The 20,504-nt window shown below is 57.5% G+C and carries 20 protein-coding genes and 1 tRNA gene; 10 read left to right on the forward strand and 11 right to left on the reverse strand.

The annotated features are described in order from the left end of the window. Window positions 1-4: 4 nt before the first annotated feature. The gene (locus SynBIOSE41_RS08935) at window positions 5-1,603 is read right to left on the reverse strand and encodes a glucose-6-phosphate isomerase (RefSeq protein ID WP_067325490.1); all 1,599 of its coding nucleotides are present in this window, start codon (window positions 1,601-1,603) and stop codon (window positions 5-7) included. Window positions 1,604-1,721: 118 nt separating this feature from the next. Here SynBIOSE41_RS08935 and SynBIOSE41_RS08940 point away from each other — a divergent pair, with 118 nt between their 5' ends. After that, the gene (locus SynBIOSE41_RS08940) at window positions 1,722-2,510 is read left to right on the forward strand and encodes a helicase DnaB (RefSeq protein WP_255475687.1); all 789 of its coding nucleotides are present in this window, start codon (window positions 1,722-1,724) and stop codon (window positions 2,508-2,510) included. Window positions 2,511-2,527: 17 nt separating this feature from the next. On the opposite strand, the gene SynBIOSE41_RS08945 is transcribed toward SynBIOSE41_RS08940, so the two are convergent. Genes SynBIOSE41_RS08945 through SynBIOSE41_RS08955 form a run of 3 tightly spaced genes read right to left on the reverse strand, consistent with a single transcriptional unit; the run spans window position 2,528 to window position 5,465 of the window. Further along, a complete protein-coding gene (locus tag SynBIOSE41_RS08945) occupies window positions 2,528-3,445 on the reverse strand; it encodes an N-acetylmuramoyl-L-alanine amidase (RefSeq protein ID WP_186537548.1) in 918 nt (305 codons plus the stop codon). Beyond that, window positions 3,427-5,124 carry a M61 family metallopeptidase gene (locus SynBIOSE41_RS08950; protein ID WP_186537549.1) on the reverse strand — a complete coding sequence of 566 codons (1,698 nt, stop codon included), beginning with the start codon at window positions 5,122-5,124 and terminating at the stop codon, window positions 3,427-3,429. Before SynBIOSE41_RS08950 ends, SynBIOSE41_RS08945 begins: the two co-directional genes overlap by 19 nt. After that, entirely contained in the window at window positions 5,124-5,465 is a 342-nt protein-coding gene (locus tag SynBIOSE41_RS08955) for a DUF1257 domain-containing protein (RefSeq protein ID WP_186537550.1), read from the reverse strand. The genes SynBIOSE41_RS08950 and SynBIOSE41_RS08955 overlap by 1 nt, the downstream gene beginning before the upstream one ends. A 9-nt stretch (window positions 5,466-5,474) precedes the next feature. Between SynBIOSE41_RS08955 and purN the strand changes: the two genes are divergently transcribed. Further along, window positions 5,475-6,161, forward strand: a complete 687-nt coding sequence (gene purN / locus SynBIOSE41_RS08960; RefSeq protein ID WP_186537551.1) for a phosphoribosylglycinamide formyltransferase — start codon at window positions 5,475-5,477, stop codon at window positions 6,159-6,161. Here purN and argC read toward each other — a convergent pair. After that, window positions 6,152-7,216, reverse strand: a complete 1,065-nt coding sequence (gene argC, locus SynBIOSE41_RS08965) for an N-acetyl-gamma-glutamyl-phosphate reductase (protein ID WP_186537552.1) — start codon at window positions 7,214-7,216, stop codon at window positions 6,152-6,154. The two genes, purN and argC, sit on opposite strands and share 10 nt — an antisense overlap. Before the next feature lie 109 nt (window positions 7,217-7,325). Between argC and ribBA the strand changes: the two genes are divergently transcribed. After that, a complete protein-coding gene (ribBA, locus tag SynBIOSE41_RS08970; RefSeq protein ID WP_370594228.1) occupies window positions 7,326-8,939 on the forward strand; it encodes a bifunctional 3,4-dihydroxy-2-butanone-4-phosphate synthase/GTP cyclohydrolase II in 1,614 nt (537 codons plus the stop codon). On the opposite strand, the gene SynBIOSE41_RS08975 is transcribed toward ribBA, so the two are convergent. Beyond that, window positions 8,927-9,355 carry a peptidylprolyl isomerase gene (locus SynBIOSE41_RS08975; protein WP_370594229.1) on the reverse strand — a complete coding sequence of 143 codons (429 nt, stop codon included), beginning with the start codon at window positions 9,353-9,355 and terminating at the stop codon, window positions 8,927-8,929. The genes ribBA and SynBIOSE41_RS08975 overlap by 13 nt on opposite strands. Window positions 9,356-9,431: 76 nt before the next feature. Between SynBIOSE41_RS08975 and mtnP the strand changes: the two genes are divergently transcribed. After that, the gene (mtnP, locus tag SynBIOSE41_RS08980; protein WP_186537555.1) at window positions 9,432-10,346 is read left to right on the forward strand and encodes an S-methyl-5'-thioadenosine phosphorylase; all 915 of its coding nucleotides are present in this window, start codon (window positions 9,432-9,434) and stop codon (window positions 10,344-10,346) included. Here the strand turns inward: mtnP and murQ are convergent. From murQ to dnaK, 4 genes are read right to left on the reverse strand one after another with little or no spacing between them, the layout of a single operon-like run. Then, window positions 10,322-11,272, reverse strand: a complete 951-nt coding sequence (gene murQ, locus SynBIOSE41_RS08985; RefSeq protein WP_370594230.1) for an N-acetylmuramic acid 6-phosphate etherase — start codon at window positions 11,270-11,272, stop codon at window positions 10,322-10,324. The two genes, mtnP and murQ, sit on opposite strands and share 25 nt — an antisense overlap. Window positions 11,273-11,316: 44 nt before the next feature. After that, the gene (locus SynBIOSE41_RS08990) at window positions 11,317-11,739 is read right to left on the reverse strand and encodes a DUF3110 domain-containing protein (protein WP_066907561.1); all 423 of its coding nucleotides are present in this window, start codon (window positions 11,737-11,739) and stop codon (window positions 11,317-11,319) included. Window positions 11,740-11,781: 42 nt separating this feature from the next. Then, window positions 11,782-12,726: a DnaJ C-terminal domain-containing protein gene (locus SynBIOSE41_RS08995; protein ID WP_186537557.1), complete on the reverse strand. Its 945-nt coding sequence runs from the start codon at window positions 12,724-12,726 to the stop codon at window positions 11,782-11,784. Beyond that, window positions 12,710-14,704 (reverse strand): molecular chaperone DnaK, encoded by a 1,995-nt coding sequence (gene dnaK, locus SynBIOSE41_RS09000; protein WP_186537558.1) that lies wholly within the window; start codon window positions 14,702-14,704, stop codon window positions 12,710-12,712. The genes SynBIOSE41_RS08995 and dnaK overlap by 17 nt, the downstream gene beginning before the upstream one ends. 145 nt (window positions 14,705-14,849) lie before the next feature. On the opposite strand from dnaK, the gene pstC reads away from it, so the two are divergent. From pstC to pstB, 3 genes are read left to right on the forward strand one after another with little or no spacing between them, the layout of a single operon-like run. Further along, a complete protein-coding gene (gene pstC / locus SynBIOSE41_RS09005) occupies window positions 14,850-15,797 on the forward strand; it encodes a phosphate ABC transporter permease subunit PstC (RefSeq protein ID WP_186537559.1) in 948 nt (315 codons plus the stop codon). 3 nt (window positions 15,798-15,800) lie between these two features. Further along, window positions 15,801-16,706, forward strand: coding sequence for a phosphate ABC transporter permease PstA (gene pstA / locus SynBIOSE41_RS09010; protein ID WP_186537560.1), 906 nt, complete (start codon window positions 15,801-15,803; stop codon window positions 16,704-16,706). Window positions 16,707-16,725: 19 nt separating this feature from the next. Beyond that, window positions 16,726-17,541: a phosphate ABC transporter ATP-binding protein PstB gene (gene pstB / locus SynBIOSE41_RS09015; protein ID WP_186537561.1), complete on the forward strand. Its 816-nt coding sequence runs from the start codon at window positions 16,726-16,728 to the stop codon at window positions 17,539-17,541. Window positions 17,542-17,652: 111 nt separating this feature from the next. Here the strand turns inward: pstB and SynBIOSE41_RS09020 are convergent. After that, window positions 17,653-17,739 (reverse strand) — tRNA-Ser (locus tag SynBIOSE41_RS09020). A 277-nt stretch (window positions 17,740-18,016) separates the two neighbouring features. On the opposite strand from SynBIOSE41_RS09020, the gene SynBIOSE41_RS09025 reads away from it, so the two are divergent. From SynBIOSE41_RS09025 to SynBIOSE41_RS09035, 3 genes are read left to right on the forward strand one after another with little or no spacing between them, the layout of a single operon-like run. Next, entirely contained in the window at window positions 18,017-18,397 is a 381-nt protein-coding gene (locus tag SynBIOSE41_RS09025) for a 2Fe-2S iron-sulfur cluster-binding protein (protein ID WP_186541028.1), read from the forward strand. Beyond that, a complete protein-coding gene (locus SynBIOSE41_RS09030; RefSeq protein WP_186537562.1) occupies window positions 18,394-19,263 on the forward strand; it encodes an inositol monophosphatase family protein in 870 nt (289 codons plus the stop codon). The genes SynBIOSE41_RS09025 and SynBIOSE41_RS09030 overlap by 4 nt, the downstream gene beginning before the upstream one ends. Window positions 19,264-19,305: 42 nt before the next feature. Beyond that, a complete protein-coding gene (locus SynBIOSE41_RS09035; RefSeq protein ID WP_186537563.1) occupies window positions 19,306-20,484 on the forward strand; it encodes an ATP phosphoribosyltransferase regulatory subunit in 1,179 nt (392 codons plus the stop codon). Window positions 20,485-20,504 lie beyond the last annotated feature (20 nt).

The raw sequence follows: 20,504 nt of genomic DNA on the forward strand, positions 1-20,504 counted from the left end.
CCGATCAGGATTTGCTGAAACGCAGAGTGGCTGGTTTGTTCCAGTCACCTTGTGCCTGATAGCCGCGATTGTTACCGGTGAGATGACGCACAATCCAGAAGACGGCTTCTACTGGTCCCTCTCCAATCGCCTGATGGATCTCCACGACTGAGCGCGACACTCCATCGCTGAGCACCTCCTCCACCTGCCGCTGCAGTTTGAGGATCGCAGCTGCGGCCTTCTTACCGGCCTCAACTCCAGGCTGGTGATAGGCGTTGATGTTGACCAGTTCTCCATAGAAGCCCACGGCACGCTCAAAAAGTGCAATCAGAGCGCCGAGGCGACGGGCATCGAACTGACGCATGCTGATGCTCAGACTCTGACGTCCTCCTTCGGTCAGTGCCGACCGGGTTCCCTGAACGAAGCCATCCAGGAAGTCCCCAGGCCGCTCACCGTTGATCTCGGGGATATCCTCAACATCCCGAAGAACTTCGATGAAGGTCACAAAGAAATTGTCGACACCATCTCGTAGTTGTTGAACGTAGGCGTGTTGATCGGTTGACCCCTTATTGCCATAAACGGCGATGCCCTGATGGGCCACATCGCCATTGCGATCGAGGCGCTTGCCGAGAGACTCCATCACCAGCTGCTGCAGGTAGCGACTGAACACCTCCAGACGGTCGCGATAAGGAAGCACCACCATGTCGCGCTTGCCCTTGCCTTCTCCCGCCGTGTACCAGGCTGCTGCCATCAGTGCAGCGGGGTTGCGGCGCACATCACTCTCGCGCGTGGCTTCATCCATCTGAGAAGCACCTGCCAGGAAACTGCGGATATCCGATCCGATCAGGGCGCCTGGAACCAGGCCAACAGCACTGGTGATGCTTGTACGGCCTCCGACCCAGTCGAACATGTCAAAGCGCTGAAGCCACTGTTCATCAACAGCCTGTTTGTCGAGCTTGCTGCCAGCCATGGTGATCGCCACAGCCTGAGCCGACCAGTTGCCTCCAACCGCTTCAAGGCGATGGCGTGCCTGCTCCATGCCGAGATGGGGCTCCGGGGTACCTCCGGATTTGCTCACCGTTATCACCAGGGTGGTGCGCAGAGCATCACCAAGGTCAGCAAGAGTCCGACTCATGCCGTTGGGATCCACATTGTCGAAGAAGTGGAAGGGAAGTCCTGCATCTTTGTCCTGAAGGGCACGGATCATCAGCAAGGGTCCGAGTCCACTGCCACCGATACCGATCCAGAGAACATCCGTGAAGGGTTGACCAGTCGGAGACTTGATCGCCCCGCTGATCACCGCCTTTCCGAACTGCTCGATCTCATCAATTTCGGAAGCGATGTGCTGACCAACGTCCGGATCAGGAGCCAGTTGAGGATGCCGCAGCCAGTAATGACCCACCTGGCGATTTTCGTCGGCATTGGCGATGGCACCGTTCTCAAGGGCTTTCATGGCCTCAAAAGCCTTCTCCAGCCTGGGCGTGAGCTCTTCGAGCTGGGCGTTGTTGAGGTGCATGCGACTGATATCCAGCCACATTCCGAGGTCCTCGTGATGCCAGAGAAGATCACAGAATCTCTGCCATTGAATCTGGGTATCCGTGGCACTGAAATCCGGAAAACTCATCTAATGGAGAGAACTCTCTGTGTCGAAGGTATCCACGATCCAGCGGAATGCCCATGAAATGAGACACCACGACTAATCTCCGTCAATACTTCCTGACAGGCTCTGTCTCTGCTCCGCAATGGTCCCGAGAGCGATCACAAGCCTTGCAACTTTGGCCATCACGGCTCTTGCCGCCTCACTGGCGTTTTGGCCACCTCTGCCTGGCGTCAATGACCACAGCGAGCTGGAGAGGTCGACCTCTCCCCTGTCTCAGGACAGAGACCCCGACCCGACTGATTTCAGTGCCGAAGAGCTTGAACATCTGCAACGCCGATTCGGCGTTCACGGGCCTCAGACTCAACTGGCTCAGTTGTTCACACGCGGAGTGGATCAGCTGCAGCCACTGCGAGCCAACACTCTGTCGAGACTGAACAGGCTGAAACCGGTGATCCAGCGAGAATCCGATCGCCATCGGATCAATCCGATGTTGATCACGGCCATTCTGTTTGATGAAATTCAGCACTCCAAACCAGGAGAGGATCTGCCCTTCGTCGTGCACTCAGGTCTTGTGGAGACCCATGGCCCTGCGCAACTCGGAATCAGTGAGCTGATTCACCAAGGTCGGCTTCCTGCCGATCCCACTCCCCAGCAGATCGCGGCTGCCCGTGACCTGCTGATGGAACCGGATGCCAACGTGGAGCTGCTGGCAGCGAAACTCGCAAGGCTGAAAGGGGAGCTCGGCCTGGAGCGTGAATCAATCCTGATTGCCAGCCGTTCCTATGTCGATGCCAAGGCCATCGCCACCCTGGCTTACTTGCATAACGGCAAACTTGATTATCCCGCCAGGGTGCTCCGCTACATGCAGGACCCTGCTTTGCATGGACTGATCTATTCCACGTTCCGTCCTGCACCGCTTCCTGTGATCTGAACAGCAGCAGCCTTGGGCTACGACTGGCAGAGCCTTCCCAGAGCTGCAAGGCGATTCTGGAGATCGGACCAAGAAAAGCTGCGGGGATCCGCCCTGGCTCCACCCAGGTCAACATGTCGGTGGGTTGTGATCGCTGCAGGATCGATCTCAAAGCGTTCCAGCCAGCCGTCCAGTACGAGGGCAAGGGCGTCGTACTGAGCGGTCGTGTAACCGCTGTGGTCGCCATGGGTGCCATGCCCGTCATCCGGTGTTTCAAGACTCAGATGCAGGGCAAAGTTGTTGACAGAGCCATCAAACTCGGCATTGGTGACGGCCCACTCGCCGAGGAATGCTGAGTATCCAGCGCCATAAGCCCGCTTGAGTGGATCCACCACATCCACGATCGATCCATCGAGGCCAACCAACGTGTGGTAGCTGACCTGATCCTCATCACGGGGATGGGGGGTGAGGAATGTGTTCACCGCCGAACTGAGGGAATAGACCGTTTCATGCAGAACCACGACCCTTGGAGCAGGGTTGATGGCCTGGCCCCAGGGATTGCTGCGGAAGCGGTCTCCGTAGTTGGTTGGGTCGGCGGGAATCGATTGGCGCAGCTGAGGGAGTTTGCGGCGCTTGGCTAACAGTCGACTGCGCATCGACTGATCAATGCCCGAACACTGTTGGGCCAGAGGAGATGTCCAGGACTCAGCTTGCGGAGCATCGGGTTGCTGTCCGGGCAGGACCTTTTTCGGATCAGAGTCGCGAGCGACTTCATCAAGGAGATCCAACAGGGAAGGCTTGCGAGCGGTGCGTTCGGTGGACTTTTCCGCGGTGAATCCCACCAGCGACAGCACCAGCACCAGGGTGGATGTTGTCGCCAGCAGAATTCCGGCTCCTGGATGGCGCAGCAGGCCGATTGCCTTCTGCCACGCATGATTCAGATGATCTGGAACCATTGATCGCGGAGCAAACGAGCCTCCCTGGTCGCACCAGGGTCCCAGGCCAGGCGGTGTCGTTCCACTCCGGCCTTCTTCAGGGATAGCTCCGTGCTGGCGATCCGGCCACGACGGCTATAGAACACCTGACATTGATCAGCACCATGCAGCAGCTGCTGGCTGCGTTGCAGGTTTTGGCAACGCCAGTTTCGGATGGCCAGCAGTTCATCGCCGGCGACCAGGCCAGCAGATTCAGCTGCCCCAGACGAGACCGTGCGAACAATCCAGACACTTCCGTCGTTTTCATGCAGGGTCCATCCCGCATCGGGATGAGCTGCCATCACAGGCTGGAGCTCGAGACCCAGTTCCTTCAGACACGACTCGATCGGTATCGAGCCGCAGTTATCCAGCCAGGTGGGGAGTTGGGAAGCCAGTTCAGGCGAGGTGGAACCGATGACATCCATCAGATCCCGGCGCGTGTACCCCCGACCATGAAGACCCAGCCGTGACCACAGCAGACGCAGGCTCCGAGCCAGGGATCCACCCGCCTGGCGCAGGCGCACATCAAGACAGAAGGCGAGTGCGGTTCCCAGTTTGTAATAACTGATCTGACTGCGGGCATTCGCAGGGGACTGCTTGTAGAGGCGTACCCAGGCCTCCCGTGAGCTGTCGGCGAGAGACTGGATGCCTGTCCCTGGATTGAGAAGCACGTGAGAGAGATCCGCGGCCAGATCCTCGAGCAGATCCAGACGGCTGGAAAAACCTGAGAGCAGAGTCAGAGCCAGGTCGAAGTAGCTGGTGATGCCTTCAGCAAACCAGAGGCCCTCACTGATGACGGGCTTGTCGTAGCGATAGGGAACGTATTCGCTCGGCCGGAGTCGTCGAACGTTCCACTGATGAAGATATTCGTGGCCGATCAGCTGCAACAAACTGCGGGTCCCTCCCTCTTCGAGTAAGCGTGTCCAAGGGAACTGCATGACTGAGGAGTTGTCGTGCTCCAGGCCTCCGTAACCCTGATCCAGCAGTTGCAGCACAAGCTGATAAGGCTCTCGGGAAGGCGGGTCCGAGTCCATCAGAGTGCAGACCGACGAGCAGATGGCTTCGATCTCCGCTGGCAGCGTGCTCGACCAGCCAGCAGGTGGAGTGCCGATCAACACCAGTTGATGAGAAACCTCCCTCACGTTCAGCGTCTCGACATGAAGCTCGCCGGCATGGACAGGTGCGTCGACCAGATGGTCGAAGTCCTCGGCCACAAAGGTGCCGTTGTCCTGCGGCAACGGACAAACCACAGACCAGGAAGGAGGGAGCAACACCTGCAACAGGTGTCGATTCCAGCGTTGACCCTCCACCAACATCACCACTGCGGAAAGGCAGAGTGATGCGAACACCGGATCGAGGTGATTGGTGCGGACGGTCAGCTGCCTCGCTTCCAGCGCGTAACGCAAGGTGATCGGTTCTGAAACACGGCATTGCAGCTCCCATGTCTCCGGTGATCGGCGACGGGAAACCAGGGGCTGACCGGCCTGCTCAACGGAGAGGCTGTGAAGATGCTGGGAGGGGTCCCTGACGGTGTAGGAACCGGGGGTCCACACCGGCAGAGTCCAGGTCTGCCGAGGTTGAGCAGGACTCCACTGGAGCTCGACCCAGAGAAGCTGTGAAGCGGGAGAACGGAGATCGAGCGCAACGTGAACGTCGGCCATCAGATGCCGGCGGTAACCGTCTCGGCTTCAAAAATCTCCGCCTGCCGCATGGCTTGGGTCATGGCGTAGCGACGCAGAACACGTCGCAGAACGGATTCGGTCATTCCCGAACCCTCAGGTGCGGCGAGGTCCGCCACTAGATCGAAATGGGGGGCATTGTCACTTTGTCTCCAGCCCAGCTGCAGACCGGATGGATGCACCGCGGCGAGATCCACTGACTGATGACTGTCGAAGGAACTCACGACACCTCTGCGAAGGACATTGAATCCTTCGCTGGTGAGAGCGATCTCAAGCAGATCGAGATCGGTCACCAATGTGGGCAGGATGGACAGATGGGACATGTAATCGGAATGCCCGCGCAATCTGACCCTAGCCAGACGGACAGCGAGTGTTACCCCGCGTTGATCGTTCCGACCATCGGGACATGGCCCAGGTTTGATTCACCCTTGCGACTGGGGGTGATGGCCTCAGGCACAGGAACAAATTTCGAGGCACTTCATGACGCCATCGCCTGCGGCGGCCTCGATGCCCAAATCCGTCTTCTGGTGGTGAACAATCCCGGCTGTGGGGCAAGCGAGAGAGCCAGCCGCCTGGGTATCCGCTGTGAGCTCCGAGACCACCGCCTATTCGCCAGCAGAGAAGCCATGGATCAGGAGCTGGTGCGCACGTTCCAATCCGAGAACATTGAGGCCGTTGTGATGGCCGGTTGGATGCGCATCGTCACTCCTGTGCTGATCGATGCGTACCCGGGCCGATTGATCAACATCCATCCATCCCTTCTCCCATCCTTTAGAGGCATGGATGCGATCGGTCAGTGTCTGACGTCAGGTGTGACCGTTGCCGGTTGCACGGTGCACGAGGTGCTGAACGATGTGGATGCGGGGCCAATCCTGGCTCAGGCTGCCGTTCCAGTCCTTCCCGGTGACGACAGGGAGACACTCAAGCGCCGCATTCAGAGGCAGGAACACCGACTGCTTCCCTGGGCGACGGCCATGGCTGGGCAACGCTGGAGATCAGCGAGGAACACTCAGGGATAGAAGGGTGCCAGTGGAAGTCCATCACTGACCGTGAGTCCCGCCATCAGATTCAGACACTGCACCCCTTGGCCAGCCTGCCCTTTCATCAAGTTGTCAACAGCACTCATCAACACGAGACGTCCGGTGCGGCCATCCACCTGAACGGAAAGAAGAGCCTGGTTGGTGTGCTTGGCCCATTTGGTGGCTGGATAGGTGCCAACAGGCAACACGCGGACGCAGGGGTGATGGCGATAAACCGCTTTGAGGACGGTTGTGCAGTCTTCAGCGGTGAGCCCGGGATCCCTCAATCGTGCGTACACCGTTGAAAGAAGACCCCTGACCATTGGCACGAGATGGGGGGTGAACTGAATCTGAATGGGGCATCCCGCCACGCTGCTGGCGAGCTGTTCGATTTCCGACGTGTGGCGATGACCCACGACGCCGTAGGGACTGATCGACTCTGATGCTTCGGCCAGCAGCAGATGCTCCTTGGCAGCCCGACCTCCACCGGAGGTGCCTGTTTTGGCATCAATGATCAAACCTTCGGTGTCAATCAAGCCCTGCTTGAGGAATGGCAGCAAAGGCAGAAGGCTGGTGGTAGGGAAACAACCAGGAGCCGCAACCAGCCTGGCTTCGGCAATCTCAGCTCCATGCCATTCCGGCAGGCCATAAACCGCCTCTTTACAGAGATCAGCATCTTTGCGCTGGTGGGTTCTTGCCTCATGCACATAAACAGCAGCCCACTGTTCCAGGCTGCGATAGCGGTAATCAGCGGAGAGATCCACCACCCTGACGCCCTTCTCAAGCAGAGGTGGCACCAGCTCGCTCGCAAGACCGTTGGGAAGACTCAGCACCGCAAAATCAGCGGCAGCAGCAATGCGATCCGGATCAGGGCTGTCCACGGTGAGGTCGTCAGCAAGCGGCAGGAACGGACAGATCTCGCTCCAGCAGCGACCTGCTGATCGCTCGCCTCCCAGGTAGGTGATATCAAAGGCTGCATGGGCGCTCAGGAGGCGAAGGGTCTGCAGACCTCCGTACCCGGAGGCACCCACCACAGCAACCCGTTGAATCCCCATTGCGGCGACGGCACATGGATCGATCGTACCGACGTCGATAATGGCTAAAGCTTCAAGGACGCCCGGAACGGTGGCCGATTCCGTAGCTCATACCGAGGTAGCGACTCCCATGTTTGATTCGATTCCCGATGCACTCGCCGCCATCCGCAATGGAGAGTGCATTGTTGTCGTGGACGATGAACGTCGGGAAAACGAGGGGGATCTGATCTGTGCAGCCCAGTTCGCCACCCCTGAACAGATCAATTTCATGGCCACGGACGCGCGTGGGCTGATCTGTTTAGCCATGGAGGGAGAGCGCCTGGACGCGCTTGATCTGCCGCTGATGGTGGATCGCAATACCGATTCCAATCAGACGGCCTTCACCGTGAGCATCGATGCGGGCCCCGAAAATGGAGTCTCCACAGGGATCTCCGCCGACGATCGTTCGCGCACGATCCAGGTGGCAATCCAACCGGGTTCCAAACCATCGGATCTGCGCAGGCCCGGTCACATCTTCCCGCTCAGAGCTCGCCCAGGAGGTGTTCTCAAGCGTGCAGGACACACCGAAGCCGCAGTGGATCTTGCCCAGATGTCGGGCCTCTATCCATCCGGTGTCATCTGTGAGATTCAAAACCCGGACGGCTCGATGGCACGGCTTCCGGAACTGAAGATCTATGCACGCGAACGCGGTCTGAAGCTGATCAGCATTGAAGACCTGATTCGCTACCGGCTCGAAAACGAACGCTTTGTGGTGCGATCGGCTCAGTGCTCACTGCCCACGGAATTTGGTTCGTTCCTCGCCATCGGTTACTCCAATCAGCTTGATGGCAGTGAACATGTCGCACTGGTCAAGGGCGATCCCAACAACCTGAGCGAACCCGTGCTGGTGCGGATGCATTCCGAATGCCTCACCGGTGATGCCTTCGGATCAATGCGTTGTGACTGCCGTGCTCAGCTGCATATGGCAATGAAGCACATCGAAAAGGAAGGCGAAGGAGTTGTGGTCTATCTGCGTCAGGAGGGACGGGGCATCGGTCTGATCAACAAGTTCAAGGCCTACAGCCTGCAGGAAGGCGGCTTGGACACGGTTGAAGCCAACGAAAAGCTGGGTTTTGCCCCTGACCTGCGCAACTACGGAGTCGGCGCACAGATTCTCAGTGACCTGGGAATTCACCGGCTCAATTTGCTCACCAACAACCCCAGAAAAATCGCAGGCCTGGGTGGCTATGGGCTTGAGGTGGTGAATCGTGTGCCGATGAAAGCACCTGTCGGTGACTTCAATGCCAGATATCTGGCCACCAAAAAAGAGAAGCTTGGGCATCTGCTGGATCCGATCGAATTCGGCTCTCACTGGGTCCTCTGTCTCGACAGCAGCTCAACCGATGACGGCGTTCTCTCTGAGCTGCTGCACCGTGTGGAACAGCTCAGCGAGACAAGCGGCCTTCAGCTGCAGGCTGAACAGGGTCCCCGCCTCCTGGCATTGTGGGAGCGCCCACGCTTCGTGTGGTCGTTGCAGGGATCAGATCCTGACTCAGCCTCAATCAAGGCGATGCTGGTGACCATGGCGGGCTGGCCGGAAACATCACGGCTAGGTCTCCTGCACACGGTGAACGAACAGCAGATCACTCACCCACCGCAGACCTTGGAGCGCAAGGAACTGAAACGCAGCTCACTCGTCGATGCGAAGCAGGAAACCGCCTGGTTCCCCGAAGGAAACCAGGCCGCATTGATTCACTGGTCCTGAACGGTGACCTTCTGAATCCTTGTGCCGTTCTTGATGGCCATGACCACGTCCATATCACCGGTCAGGCCGAAGACAGTGTGCACACCATCCAGGTGAGGCTGAGCGTCATGGACGATGAAGAACTGGCTGCCGCCTGTGTTGCGACCGGCATGAGCCATCGACAACGCGCCGGGAACATGCTTATTGCTGTTGATTTCACAATCGATCATGTATCCGGGACCGCCGGTGCCGGGGGTTCCTCGTGAACCCTCGCGGCTGTTGGGGCATCCACCCTGAGCCATGAAACCGTCGATCACCCGGTGAAAGGCCAGCCCGTCATAAAAGCCATCGCGCGCCAGCTTGACAAAATTGGCAACGGTGTTGGGAGCGTCCTGGTCGAACATCTCCAGCTTGATATCGCCGGCGTCCGTGGACATGAGAACGGTCGTCAAGGCGTCAATCCGAAAACACCATGCTAGGCAGGTGATTGTGCAGGCCGACCTCAACCACACCATGAGTCAAACAGCCTCAGGTCCAGAGCTGGATTCCGCCCGGGTGGGTGTGATCGGTGGCAGCGGTCTGTATTCCATCAACAACCTGGAATCTGTCGAGGAGGTGCATACCGACACTCCCTACGGCAAGCCATCGGATGCGTTGAGGGTCGGATCACTCCATGGTGTTGAGGTGGTTTTTTTGGCTCGCCATGGACGGCAGCACCATCTGCTTCCCAGCGAAGTGCCCTATCAAGCCAACATCTGGGCCATGCGAAGCCTTGGCGTGCGCTGGCTGATTTCAGTGTCCGCCGTGGGTTCGCTGAGAGAGCACCTGAGGCCACGCGACATGGTGGTGCCTCATCAGTTCATCGACCGGACCAGGCAACGCCCCCAGACATTCTTCGGCGACGGATGCGTCGCACACGTCAGCCTGGCTGATCCGTTCTGTCCCATTCTCAGTGAGTGGCTGGCGACGTCGGCATCCACCGCCATGCCCGTGGGCCACCATCTGCATCGCGGTGGAACGTATCTCTGCATGGAAGGTCCGGCTTTCTCAACCCGTTCTGAAAGCGAGCTCTACCGAAGCTGGGGTTGCGATGTGATTGGCATGACCAACCACACGGAAGCGCGACTGGCGAGAGAGGCCGAGATCGCCTATGCCTCACTCAGCATGGTGACTGACTTCGACTGCTGGCACGATGACCATGACGCCGTCACCGTGGACATGGTGGTGGACAACCTCAAAGCCAATGCAACGGCAACAGGGCCAATCCTGGAACGTTTGATGGACAGCTTCAGCAAACAACGGCCCGAATCCGCAGCGCACCGAGCCCTTGAACATGCTCTGATGACGGCTCCGGATGCCGTGCCTGCAGCGACGCGTCAGCGCCTCGACCTATTCACCAGTCCCTACTGGGGAAGTGTTGAGCCCTGAACCGGGAGCGACTGTCCCTGACTGACTATCGCTGCCCTCAGATCAGCTCCATGAGCTTCAAGCAGAGCATCAGCTTCGCCGGCCCCTAAATTGCAGCTTCCCATCAGCAGTGCGCGTTTCACGGATCCCTGGGCGCGTTCCAGCAAGCCGAGAGCCACCTCGCGTTTCACGCCAAGAAGATCCCTGAGAATCCGCATGGAGCGGTCAACAAGTTTGCTGTTGCTGGCGGCAACGTCGACCATCCTGTTGCCATAGACCTTGCCAAGCCGCACCATGACTCCTGTTGAGAGGATATTGAGGGCCATTTTTGTCGCTGTTCCGGCTTTCAGACGTGTTGACCCTGTCAACAGCTCGGGGCCTGTCAGCAGTCGGACGTCAATCGCGCAAGGCAAAGGGGCCTGTTCCGAGGGAACACAGGCCATGGCAATTGTGAGCGCGCCGAGCTCTTTGGCGTAGCTGAGTCCACCTCGGACATAGGGCGTCGTTCCTCCAGCGGCGATGCCGACCAGACAATCCTCCGAGCCAAAACCACGTTCCTGAAGATCACTCACCGCAGCAGATTCAAGATCTTCAAGACCCTCGGAACTTCGCAACAGCGCCGGAGCACCTCCGGCAAGGATTCCCTGAACAAGCTCTGGAGGGCTGCAGAAGGTGGGTGGACATTCGGCAGCATCCAGAACTCCAAGTCGCCCTGAAGTTCCAGCACCCAGATAAAACAAACGGCCGCTCCGCTGCAGTCGCTCAGCAATGGCGTCGATCGCCAGGCTCAGAGATCTTCTTGCGCCAAACACGGCCTGCTGGGGCTTGAGGTCCTCATCGATGAACAGGTCGACCAGTGCATCGGTTGACAGCTGATCGAGTTGATCACTGGCAGGATTCACCTGTTCGGTGAGCAGATAGCCACGGTCTTCCGAAGGAGACGCCAAGGAGGAGCTCGACACGGCAGCGCTGGAAGGAGATTCCGACATGTCTAAAGAAGGCCCTCCAGACGACGACGCACATCATCAAGATCCGGTACGGAGGATTCGTCCTGGGATGCGCGTCCCTGCGCCTGGGCTGCATCCTGTTCCGAATCCTGCTCCTGCCAATTGGCCACATCACGATTGGCACTCGGTGGGGCGAGCATCAGGCGTTCATCGTCCGACTTCGGAACAAAACCATCGGAAACGAATCGGGCCTCATAACCCGCTTCACGGCAGAACAACTCGATCTCTTCACGATCGAGAGCTTCAACGCTGGGAGTCGGAAAGTCCTGAGCTTCCAGAAGTCCGGCATAGCGATCGGCATCGTCGCGGTTCTCAAACATCAGCACCACCGTCTGACCTGAGAGTTCGAGGGAGTGAATGCCTTCGCTGTCCTGTCCTGCGTCGTACAGGAGCACGTGAACCAACATGCTGATCAATCGTCAGCAGCAGTCTCTCATCGGAACAGCGGCTTAGAAATCGTTGGCTCGCTCAAGACTGAGTTCCTGCAGGCGTTGATAAAGCGCCCGTTCATCATCATCCAGCGCCGCTGGGATCACGATCACAATCTCCACAAGCTGATCCCCGCAATCGTCTGCGAGCCGAAGACCCCGACCTCGCAATCTCAACAATCGTCCGCTGGATGAACCGGGAGGAACCTGAAGTGTCACCGGGCCGGACAGAGTTGGCACATCCACCGCGCATCCAAGCGCGGCATCCGGTGGCAGCAACTCAAGTCGGTAATGCACCCGCAGGCCATCAATTCGCAGCCCGTCATCTGTGATCACCCGCAGGTGCAGGAAATGATCGCGTCCTCCCAGGGCTACGCCCTCAAGACGTAACCGCCAACCGTCTCCCGCCCGAGGCGGGGTACCAACTTCCACCAGAGTGCCGTCCCCCAGCTCGAGCTCCACGGTGGTGCCGTGCAGGGCCTGATCCGGTGTGAGATCAACAACCGTTTCCAGATCATCCTCACTGCGGACCGGTGGAGGTGGCTGTGGTGAGGCCTCCGGCCAGTGAGCTGCAAAGGTCGAATCAGATTCTTCGCTGTGATTGGACGACGGCTCTCGGCCGTGTTGCTCCCTTGAGCCCTGCTCTCTGCGCACAGGCTCACGCTCGAGGCCAAGAACAACGGCGAGGTAGTCCTCAAAATCGGGAAATCCAGTGCTGAACGGGTCCGTGCTTGCAACGCCTCCACGTTGACGCGACTGCCATTCCTTGCGCCGGTCAGGGTTGCTGAGAACCGCGTAGGCCTCATTGACCAGCTTGAAGCGTTCTTCGGCGTGACGATCATTGCCGTTCAGATCGGGATGCCAGCGTCTGGCTTCACGCCGAAATGCCCGCTTGAGCACGTCAGGAGCTGCACCAGGCTCCAGACCAAGCAACGACCAGTAGTCCGGTTCAGCGGAAGTTGTCATCATCCCAGGGGTCAATCCCTCTTCGGCCACCTCTCATGCGTCCGTCATAACGGGACTGTGGCGATGCCCAGGGATCGTCATCCCAGTCGTCTTCTGCAAACAGCTCGTCCTTGAGAGTGCCGAGGGTGCTTTTCAGCCCCTGCAGAGGTCCGGCGTCGGTCTGACGCTCAGCTGTGAGACGGCGATTCAGACCGAACAGCGCCTCCTGAAGACCGCTCACAGCCATCTCAAGCTCCTGAAGATCATCCTGTTGCAGGAGATCCTGGACATCACGAACCGACATCTCAACCGCTCTTTGCTGACGTTCAGCTCCGTAGGGGCCAAGCTCCAGAGCGGCGTCGCGGAGTCGTCGCTCTGCCTGTGCCACCAAGGTCATCGCCGAGTTGCGTCGCTCGATCGTGGAGCGCTTGCGACGGTCTTCATCAGCGCGTGCCTCGGCTTCAGCGAGGAGACCCTGAATTTCATCCTCACTGAGCGTTGACCCGCCCTGGATGGTCACCGACTGCTTACGGCCCGTCGTCCGATCCGTTGCACTCACCTGAAGAATTCCGTTGGCATCGATATCGAAGGCAACCTGGATCTGAGGCACACCACGAGGCGCCGGAGGAATTCCCGAAAGTCGAAAACGTCCCAGTGATTTGTTGTCGGTCGCCATCTGGCGCTCGCCCTGCCAGACATGAATTTCGACCGATGACTGGTTTGGCTCCGATGTGCTGAACACGTCGGACTGACGAACAGGGATCTGGGTATTACGCGGAATCAGAACCTTCATCAGACCACCGATGGTTTCCAGTCCCAACGAAAGCGGTGTGACGTCATTGAGCAGCAGATCGCGCAACTCGCCAGTGATGATCCCTGCCTGAACCGCTGCACCCACTGCCACCACTTCATCAGGGTTGACCGATTGGCAAGGGTCATTGGGGATCAGTGTTCTGACCAGTTGCTGCACCATCGGCATGCGAGTGCTGCCGCCAACAAGCACCACATCATCAATATCCTCAGCGGCCCAACCGGAATCTCTGAGAGCTGTCTGCACCGGAACCAGCAAACGGTCGAGAAGATCAGGACACAAACCCTCGAAGGTTTCCCGGTCCAGTGTTGTTTCGATGTGGAGAGGACCGTCTGCACCCGTGGCGATGAAGGGCAGGGAGACAGGTGTGGAGGTGACGCCGGAAAGCTCCTGCTTGGCCTTTTCGGCAGCTTCGGTGAGTCGCTGCAGCGCCTGACGATCACGCCTCAGGTCGACTTCGTGCTCCTTGAGAAAAGCTTCCGCCAGCCAGTCAACAATGCGTTGATCGAAGTCATTACCGCCCAGCTGGGTGTCACCGTTGGTGGCTTTGACATCAAAAACACCGTTGGCGATCCTCAGCAGCGACACGTCGAAGGTTCCGCCTCCGAGATCAAAAACGAGGGCACGTCGGACCGCACTGCGATCAAAGCCGTAGGCGAGGGCAGCTGCGGTGGGTTCATTGAGAATCCGCTCAACATTGATTCCAGCCAGTCGACCGGCATCTCGGGTGGCCTGACGCTGTGCATCATTGAAGTAGGCGGGAACGGTGATCACCGCGGATTCCACCTCTTCGCCGAGATAGGTGGAGGCATCATCCACAAGCTTGCGCAGGATGCTGGCCACGAGTTCCTCTGGTGCATACTCCCGCTCGGTCTGAGGACAAGCCACGCGGACATTGCCCTGACTGTTGGAGCGGACCGTGTAAGGAACAGTGAGTGATCCGTCGTCGAGCTCATCCCAGGCCCGACCGACAAAACGCTTGAGATTGGAGAAGGTGTTGCGCGGATTGAGAACCAGCTGGCGTCGAGCCGGTTGACCCACCAGAAGTTCGTTGTCTTTGGTGTAACCCAGCACGGAGGGGGTCGTCCTGGTGCCCTCCGCATTGGCAATCACCACGGGCCGCCCGGCCTCAAGAACAGCCACGACGGAATTGGTGGTACCCAGGTCGATTCCGACGATCCGGCCCATAAATGCCTTTGTGAAGTCTCACGGTAACGGCCCAAACAGCTCTCACCCAGCCCCCGCACATGCAATCCCACAGGGTGAGTTAACGAGCCCTTAGTGATTTTGGCACCGTTGGACCGGTACGTTTCAGGGGTCTGTTCAGAACAGAATGCCCAGGTCGTTGGAGCTTTATCGCTTACGGCGACGTCCGCCGATGGAGAAATCGGTGGATGGCGGCTTCAGGATCCTGGCGATCCTGCTGGCCTCGGTGGTGGCAATGGTGCTGCTGGCCATCCTGATCGTGGTGTTCTGGGGATCGCTGGATTCGATGGGCCGATATGGCTGGTCATTTCTCGTGACATCCAATTGGAATCCCGTCAAAGATGAATACGGCGCCTTCACAGCCATTTACGGAACCCTGCTGACATCGCTTCTGGCATTGCTGATTGCGGTGCCTCTCGGCGTGGGAACAGCGATCTTCATCACCGAAAACATCATTCCCCTGAAAATCCGAACGCTGATCGGATTGATGGTGGAGTTGCTGGCGGCGATTCCCTCAGTGGTATTAGGCCTTTGGGCCATCTTCGTGATGGAACCGTTCATCCGTCCATTCCTTGAAGTCCTGCACAAGACCCTGGGCTGGCTGCCTTTCTTTTCAACAGATCCCATGGGGCCTGGAATCGCACCTGCGGTTTTGATTCTCGTTGTGATGATTCTGCCGATCATCACGGCGATCTCGAGGGACTCACTCAACCAGGTACCGATGAAGCTGCGTCAAGCCGCCTACGGCGTTGGCACGACGCGCTGGGGGGCGATTCTCAACGTGATGCTCCCCGCAGCGATTTCAGGAATTGTGGGTGGCGTCATGCTGGCCCTGGGACGTGCCATGGGTGAAACAATGGCCGTCACCATGATCATTGGCAATTCGAACACCTTCAGCTGGTCATTGCTGGCACCGGGGAACACCATTTCAGCAATGCTTGCCAATCAGTTTGGAGAAGCCGACGGAAGCCAAGTTTCGTCGCTGATGTATGCAGCATTTATCTTGATGATTCTCACCCTGGCGGTGAACCTACTGGCCCAATGGTTGGTCAAACGTCTGAGTCTCAAATACTGAACCATGGCAATTTCACCAACAGCAAGCCTGAGACGAGACATTCCTGACCTGTCGTATAAGCAGGGCTTGAGGCGCAATTTACTCAATAAAATTCTCACATTTTTGGTCGGATTATTTTCAGCAGTTGCTGTTCTACCGTTAGTCGCCGTACTGGCTTATGTGCTGATCAAAGGTGGAGGTGTACTCAACCTGACTCTGTTCACTGCAGCATCCACAGGACTTGAAGGTGGCGGCATTGGCAATGCGGTGATCGGCACAATCATCGTCACCTTTCTATCGGCTCTAATCGCCATTCCAGTCGGGGTAGGAGGTGGGATTTTTCTTGCTGAGTATTCAGTAGGTGGAGTCTTTGCGAATTTTATTCGCTTCGGGACCAACGTGATGGCGGGCGTCCCATCCATTATTGCTGGTGTCTTTGTTTATGCCGTGATCGTCAAAACAAAGATTATTTTTGGCAACTCCTACAGTGCAATTGCAGGTGGCGTTGCATTATCGATTTTGATGTTACCGACGGTCATCAAGACCACTGACGAAGGCCTCAAGTTGGTTCCCGACGACCTCCGACGCGCCGCATTGGGTGTGGGCGCATCCAAGTTCGTCACGATTCTGCGAATCACCCTTCCTTCTGCCTTCACCCCCATCGCCACAGGTGTGGTGTTATCGATTGCGAGAGCAGCAGGAGAGACAGCGCCATTGATTTTCACAGCTCTGTTTTCACCCTTCTGGCCTGAAGGATTCGATACAGTTTTTCACCCAATTGCAACACTTTCAGTACTGATCTACAACTTTGCGACACTGCCCTATGAATCTCAGAACGAACTCGCATGGGCAGCATCGTTCGTGCTTGTTCTATTTATCCTGCTGATCAATCTGTTTGCTCGATGGCTAAGACGTTTTGCCTCCAATTGAAGCACCAATCTTTAACCAAATGACTTCCACCAGCCAGTCAAGCAGCGCCTTCAAAAAAGACATCTGCCTCTCCATTCAGAACACCACAATCAGCTACGGCAGCTACGAGGCCGTCAAGAGCGTTTACTGCGATATTCCTCGAGGCAAAGTCACCGCATTCATCGGCCCATCAGGTTGCGGAAAATCAACGGTTCTGAGAGCACTGAATCGGATGAATGATCTGATTGAGGGCTGCAGCCTGAAAGGACGAGTGCTTTTCGACGGAGCTGATCTTTATGGTCCGTCAGTCGATCCGGTGGAAGTGAGGCGCCGAATAGGCATGGTGTTCCAGCAACCGAATCCGTTCCCAAAAAGTATTTATGAAAATATTGCTTTCGGTGCTCGAATCAACGGCTACACAGGAGATATGGATGAATTGGTTGAACGTTCACTACGCCAAGCTGCCGTTTGGGATGAGTGCAAAGACAAACTCAATGAGAGTGGGTACTCCCTGTCTGGTGGTCAACAACAACGCCTCTGCATTGCACGCACGATCGCGATTCAACCGGAAGTGATCCTGATGGATGAGCCCTGCTCAGCTCTAGATCCAATCTCGACATTGAAAATCGAGGAAACGATGCATGAATTGAAGAAGAGTTTCACGATCGTGATTGTCACGCACAACATGCAGCAGGCCTTGAGAGTGAGTGATATGACCGCTTTCTTTAATGCTGAAGCGGTCGAAGGAGGATCTGGAAAAGTCGGCTATCTCGTGGAGTTCAACGAAACAGAAATGATCTTCAATTCACCATCTCAACAAGCCACACAGGATTACGTTTCAGGTCGATTCGGCTGAACAAGCGTTTGTTGGATCGATTGGAGTCATCGAGTATTGGAGATTGATCACTGGAGACCGATCACTGCGAACATTGCAATAAAAAACCGGTCCCTTAGGACCGGCTGAAAACGGAGAGGGAGGGATTCGAACCCTCGATAGAGTTGCCCCTATACAGCATTTCCAGTGCTGCGCCTTCGACCACTCGGCCACCTCTCCAGGGGCTCGTCTGGCACGTCAAAATGTAGCAGGGCGGTTTCTGCTGGACCGATCAACCCCTGATTGGTGCAGAGCCTGACGACCTGGATAGCCAACGAAGAGGCTGCTTGTTGAAGTTGATCTGGTCCCGGTCGGTAGATTTGGCTAAAGAGAATTCAGAGGTGCGTTTGGAATGCTCCGATCTCTCGACGGGCCGCTTTGTGAGGAGACCGCACCTCTGCAGGATGACGGCGTACTCCAGGCGGGGGCGGTGACAGCAGAGAGTCAGAGTGCTGAGGTGCGGACGCATCGGGTCACCATCCACTGGAGGCAGAAGGGACGGGTCATCTCCCATGAGGTGCCTGAGGGTGAGTACATCCTGCAGAGCTTTGAGAAGCAGGGAGATCCGCTGCCTTTTTCCTGTCGGAACGGGTGCTGCACCAGTTGCGCCGTTCGTATCCAGCAGGGCGAACTGGATCAGCAGGAAGCCATGGGACTGTCCAGGGAGCTGAGGGCCAAGGGCTATGGGCTTCTCTGTGTGGCGAGAGCCGTTGGTCCGCTCGTGGCTGAAACCCAGGATGAGGACGAGGTCTATGACCTGCAGTTCGGAAGACACTTCGGGCGAGGCAAGATCACTCGTGATATTCCTCTCGAGGAACTCGAAACCTGGAAGGAATGACAACAGGGCATCTGGATTGCAATGCCGCCGCCGCTGATGCCCGCCTGACAACCTCAAGGCTTGAGCAACTCAGCCAGGTCGCAAGAATTGCAGCCGAACTGGGCGGTTCGGTGTTGATGCAGCACTACGGTCGCCTTGTGTCCATTGAGCAGAAAGCCAGAGCAGGAGATCTGGTCACCAATGCCGATCTGGCGGCCGAGAAGGCCGTGCTTGCCAGCCTCACCGAGGCCACCCCTGAAATTCCTGTTCTCGCGGAGGAATCCGGGGCGCTGGGTGATGTCTCCGATCTGTGCTGGTGTGTTGACCCTCTCGATGGCACAACGAATTTTGCCCACGGGTACCCGTTCTTCGCCACGTCGATCGGACTGCTCTGGAGAGGTCTTCCGATCCTTGGAGCAGTGGCTGTGCCGTTTTTGGAGGAGGTGTTCTGGTGTTGTCCAGGCACAGGAGCGTTCCTCCATGACCATCGCATCGAGGTGAGTGGCTGCTCGTCACTGGAAGACAGCCTGCTAGTGACGGGATTCGCCTATGACCGCAGGGAACGCGTGGACAACAACTACGCGGAGTTCTGCCGGTTGACCCACAAAACAAGGGGTGTACGCCGCGGTGGTGCCGCAGCAGTTGATTTGGCCTATGTGGCTGCAGGACGACTCGACGGTTACTGGGAGCGAGGTTTATCTCCCTGGGATCTCACAGCTGGCGCAGCTTTGGTGGTGATCGCAGGTGGTGAGGTCAGTGATTACCGAGCCCAGAGTTACGACGTGTCATCCGGTCGAATTCTGGCCACTGGACCTGGGCTGTACAGCGCACTTCAGAGAGAACTCGAGGGGGTCGAACCTTTCGCAGAACAGCTCTACTCAGACTGAAACCCAGGCCATGGGATCCTGATCGAAGCAGCGACAGGCGCGATGGCCCTGCAACCCGCCTCAGGCGTGAGAGATCTCAATCCTCAGCAGGTTCAACGCAATCAGGAACTCAGGGAAACCCTGGCTGAAGTGTTTCGCCTTTGGGGATACGAGGAAGTCACGCCCCCCAGGATTGAACGGATGGACACGCTCAAAGCGGGAGGAGCCATCGACAGCCGCGACATTGTGCGACTTGTCTCGGATGAACCCCTGGGGTTGAGACCGGAACTGACAGCCTCCATCGCCCGAGCAGCTTGCACAAGGCTCATGGAGCGTCAGCGACCGCTGAGACTGTGGAGCTGCGGAACAGTCTTCGAGTCAAGAACAGCCGATGAAGGCGGTCAGTGCATTGAGGAGAACCTGCACTGCGGTGTTGAGCTGTTCGGAGGCCTGGGTGTTGAGTCGGAGCTTGAATTGTTCAGTCTTTTGTTGGCATCGCTGAAAAGCCTGAACCTGGACAAGTCCCATCAACCGAGGCTGTTGATCGGGCACACCAATCTGATGGACTTGTTGCTGGAACCATTCGAAGCAAGACAGAGAAACAGGATCCGTGCCTGTCTGAGTCAGTACGACCGCCTGGGCCTGCAGGAGCTGGGGTTGGAGAATCGTGCCCAAGAGAACCTGGCCTTGTGGCTCGATCGTCGCGGCACCCCCCAGGACATTCTCAACTCACTGTATGCGCAGTATCCGAATCAAGAGGTGCTCAGGCAGCTGCAGAGGCTGATCACCCATCTGCATCCCCTTGCTGAGCAGTCGGGACTGCAACTGCAACTTGACCCCACATTCCAGCCTCACTACGAGCTTTATGACGGCATCGTGCTGCAACTGGTCTGCCAGGGAACCTCTGCTCCTGTGGTGATAGCCCGCGGCGGACGATACGACTCACTGGTCAGGAAACTTGGTGGTGAAGGCGCTGAGGCAACAGGCCTGGGATTCAGCTACTGCGTCGATGACATCAGGGATCTTCCGGGAGACGCCATCACCACCACCCATGATCAGAGCGCTGCACTGATCTGTTACGGGCCCACTGAAACTCTGGAATCAGCATTGCAACGCCAGATGGCACTCCACCAACAGGGGAGGATCAGTGTGATTGATCATCGTGCCTGTGGCAGTCATGCTGAAGCGCTCGATCGTTTGAATCAATCGGGCTGTGACTGCCTCGAATGGATCGATCACTAAGATCGATCGGCGCTGTATGG

The sequence above is a fragment of the Synechococcus sp. BIOS-E4-1 genome (assembly GCF_014279995.1).
Lineage (GTDB): Bacteria > Cyanobacteriota > Cyanobacteriia > PCC-6307 > Cyanobiaceae > Synechococcus_C.

Excerpts from the sequence above, each read along its gene's own strand:
- SynBIOSE41_RS08935 (WP_067325490.1), bottom strand. The coding sequence starts at position 1,603 with ATGAGTTTTCCGGATTTCAGTGCCACGGATACCCAGATTCAATGGCAG.
- SynBIOSE41_RS08940 (WP_255475687.1), top strand. The coding sequence starts at position 1,722 with ATGGTCCCGAGAGCGATCACAAGCCTTGCAACTTTGGCCATCACGGCT.
- SynBIOSE41_RS08945 (WP_186537548.1), bottom strand. The coding sequence starts at position 3,445 with ATGGTTCCAGATCATCTGAATCATGCGTGGCAGAAGGCAATCGGCCTG.
- SynBIOSE41_RS08950 (WP_186537549.1), bottom strand. The coding sequence starts at position 5,124 with ATGGCCGACGTTCACGTTGCGCTCGATCTCCGTTCTCCCGCTTCACAG.
- SynBIOSE41_RS08955 (WP_186537550.1), bottom strand. The coding sequence starts at position 5,465 with ATGTCCCATCTGTCCATCCTGCCCACATTGGTGACCGATCTCGATCTG.
- purN (WP_186537551.1), top strand. The coding sequence starts at position 5,475 with ATGCCCGCGCAATCTGACCCTAGCCAGACGGACAGCGAGTGTTACCCC.
- argC (WP_186537552.1), bottom strand. The coding sequence starts at position 7,216 with ATGGGGATTCAACGGGTTGCTGTGGTGGGTGCCTCCGGGTACGGAGGT.
- ribBA (WP_370594228.1), top strand. The coding sequence starts at position 7,326 with ATGTTTGATTCGATTCCCGATGCACTCGCCGCCATCCGCAATGGAGAG.
- SynBIOSE41_RS08975 (WP_370594229.1), bottom strand. The coding sequence starts at position 9,355 with ATGTCCACGGACGCCGGCGATATCAAGCTGGAGATGTTCGACCAGGAC.
- mtnP (WP_186537555.1), top strand. The coding sequence starts at position 9,432 with ATGAGTCAAACAGCCTCAGGTCCAGAGCTGGATTCCGCCCGGGTGGGT.
- SynBIOSE41_RS08990 (WP_066907561.1), bottom strand. The coding sequence starts at position 11,739 with ATGTTGGTTCACGTGCTCCTGTACGACGCAGGACAGGACAGCGAAGGC.
- SynBIOSE41_RS08995 (WP_186537557.1), bottom strand. The coding sequence starts at position 12,726 with ATGACAACTTCCGCTGAACCGGACTACTGGTCGTTGCTTGGTCTGGAG.
- dnaK (WP_186537558.1), bottom strand. The coding sequence starts at position 14,704 with ATGGGCCGGATCGTCGGAATCGACCTGGGTACCACCAATTCCGTCGTG.
- pstC (WP_186537559.1), top strand. The coding sequence starts at position 14,850 with ATGCCCAGGTCGTTGGAGCTTTATCGCTTACGGCGACGTCCGCCGATG.
- pstA (WP_186537560.1), top strand. The coding sequence starts at position 15,801 with ATGGCAATTTCACCAACAGCAAGCCTGAGACGAGACATTCCTGACCTG.
- pstB (WP_186537561.1), top strand. The coding sequence starts at position 16,726 with ATGACTTCCACCAGCCAGTCAAGCAGCGCCTTCAAAAAAGACATCTGC.
- SynBIOSE41_RS09030 (WP_186537562.1), top strand. The coding sequence starts at position 18,394 with ATGACAACAGGGCATCTGGATTGCAATGCCGCCGCCGCTGATGCCCGC.
- SynBIOSE41_RS09035 (WP_186537563.1), top strand. The coding sequence starts at position 19,306 with ATGGCCCTGCAACCCGCCTCAGGCGTGAGAGATCTCAATCCTCAGCAG.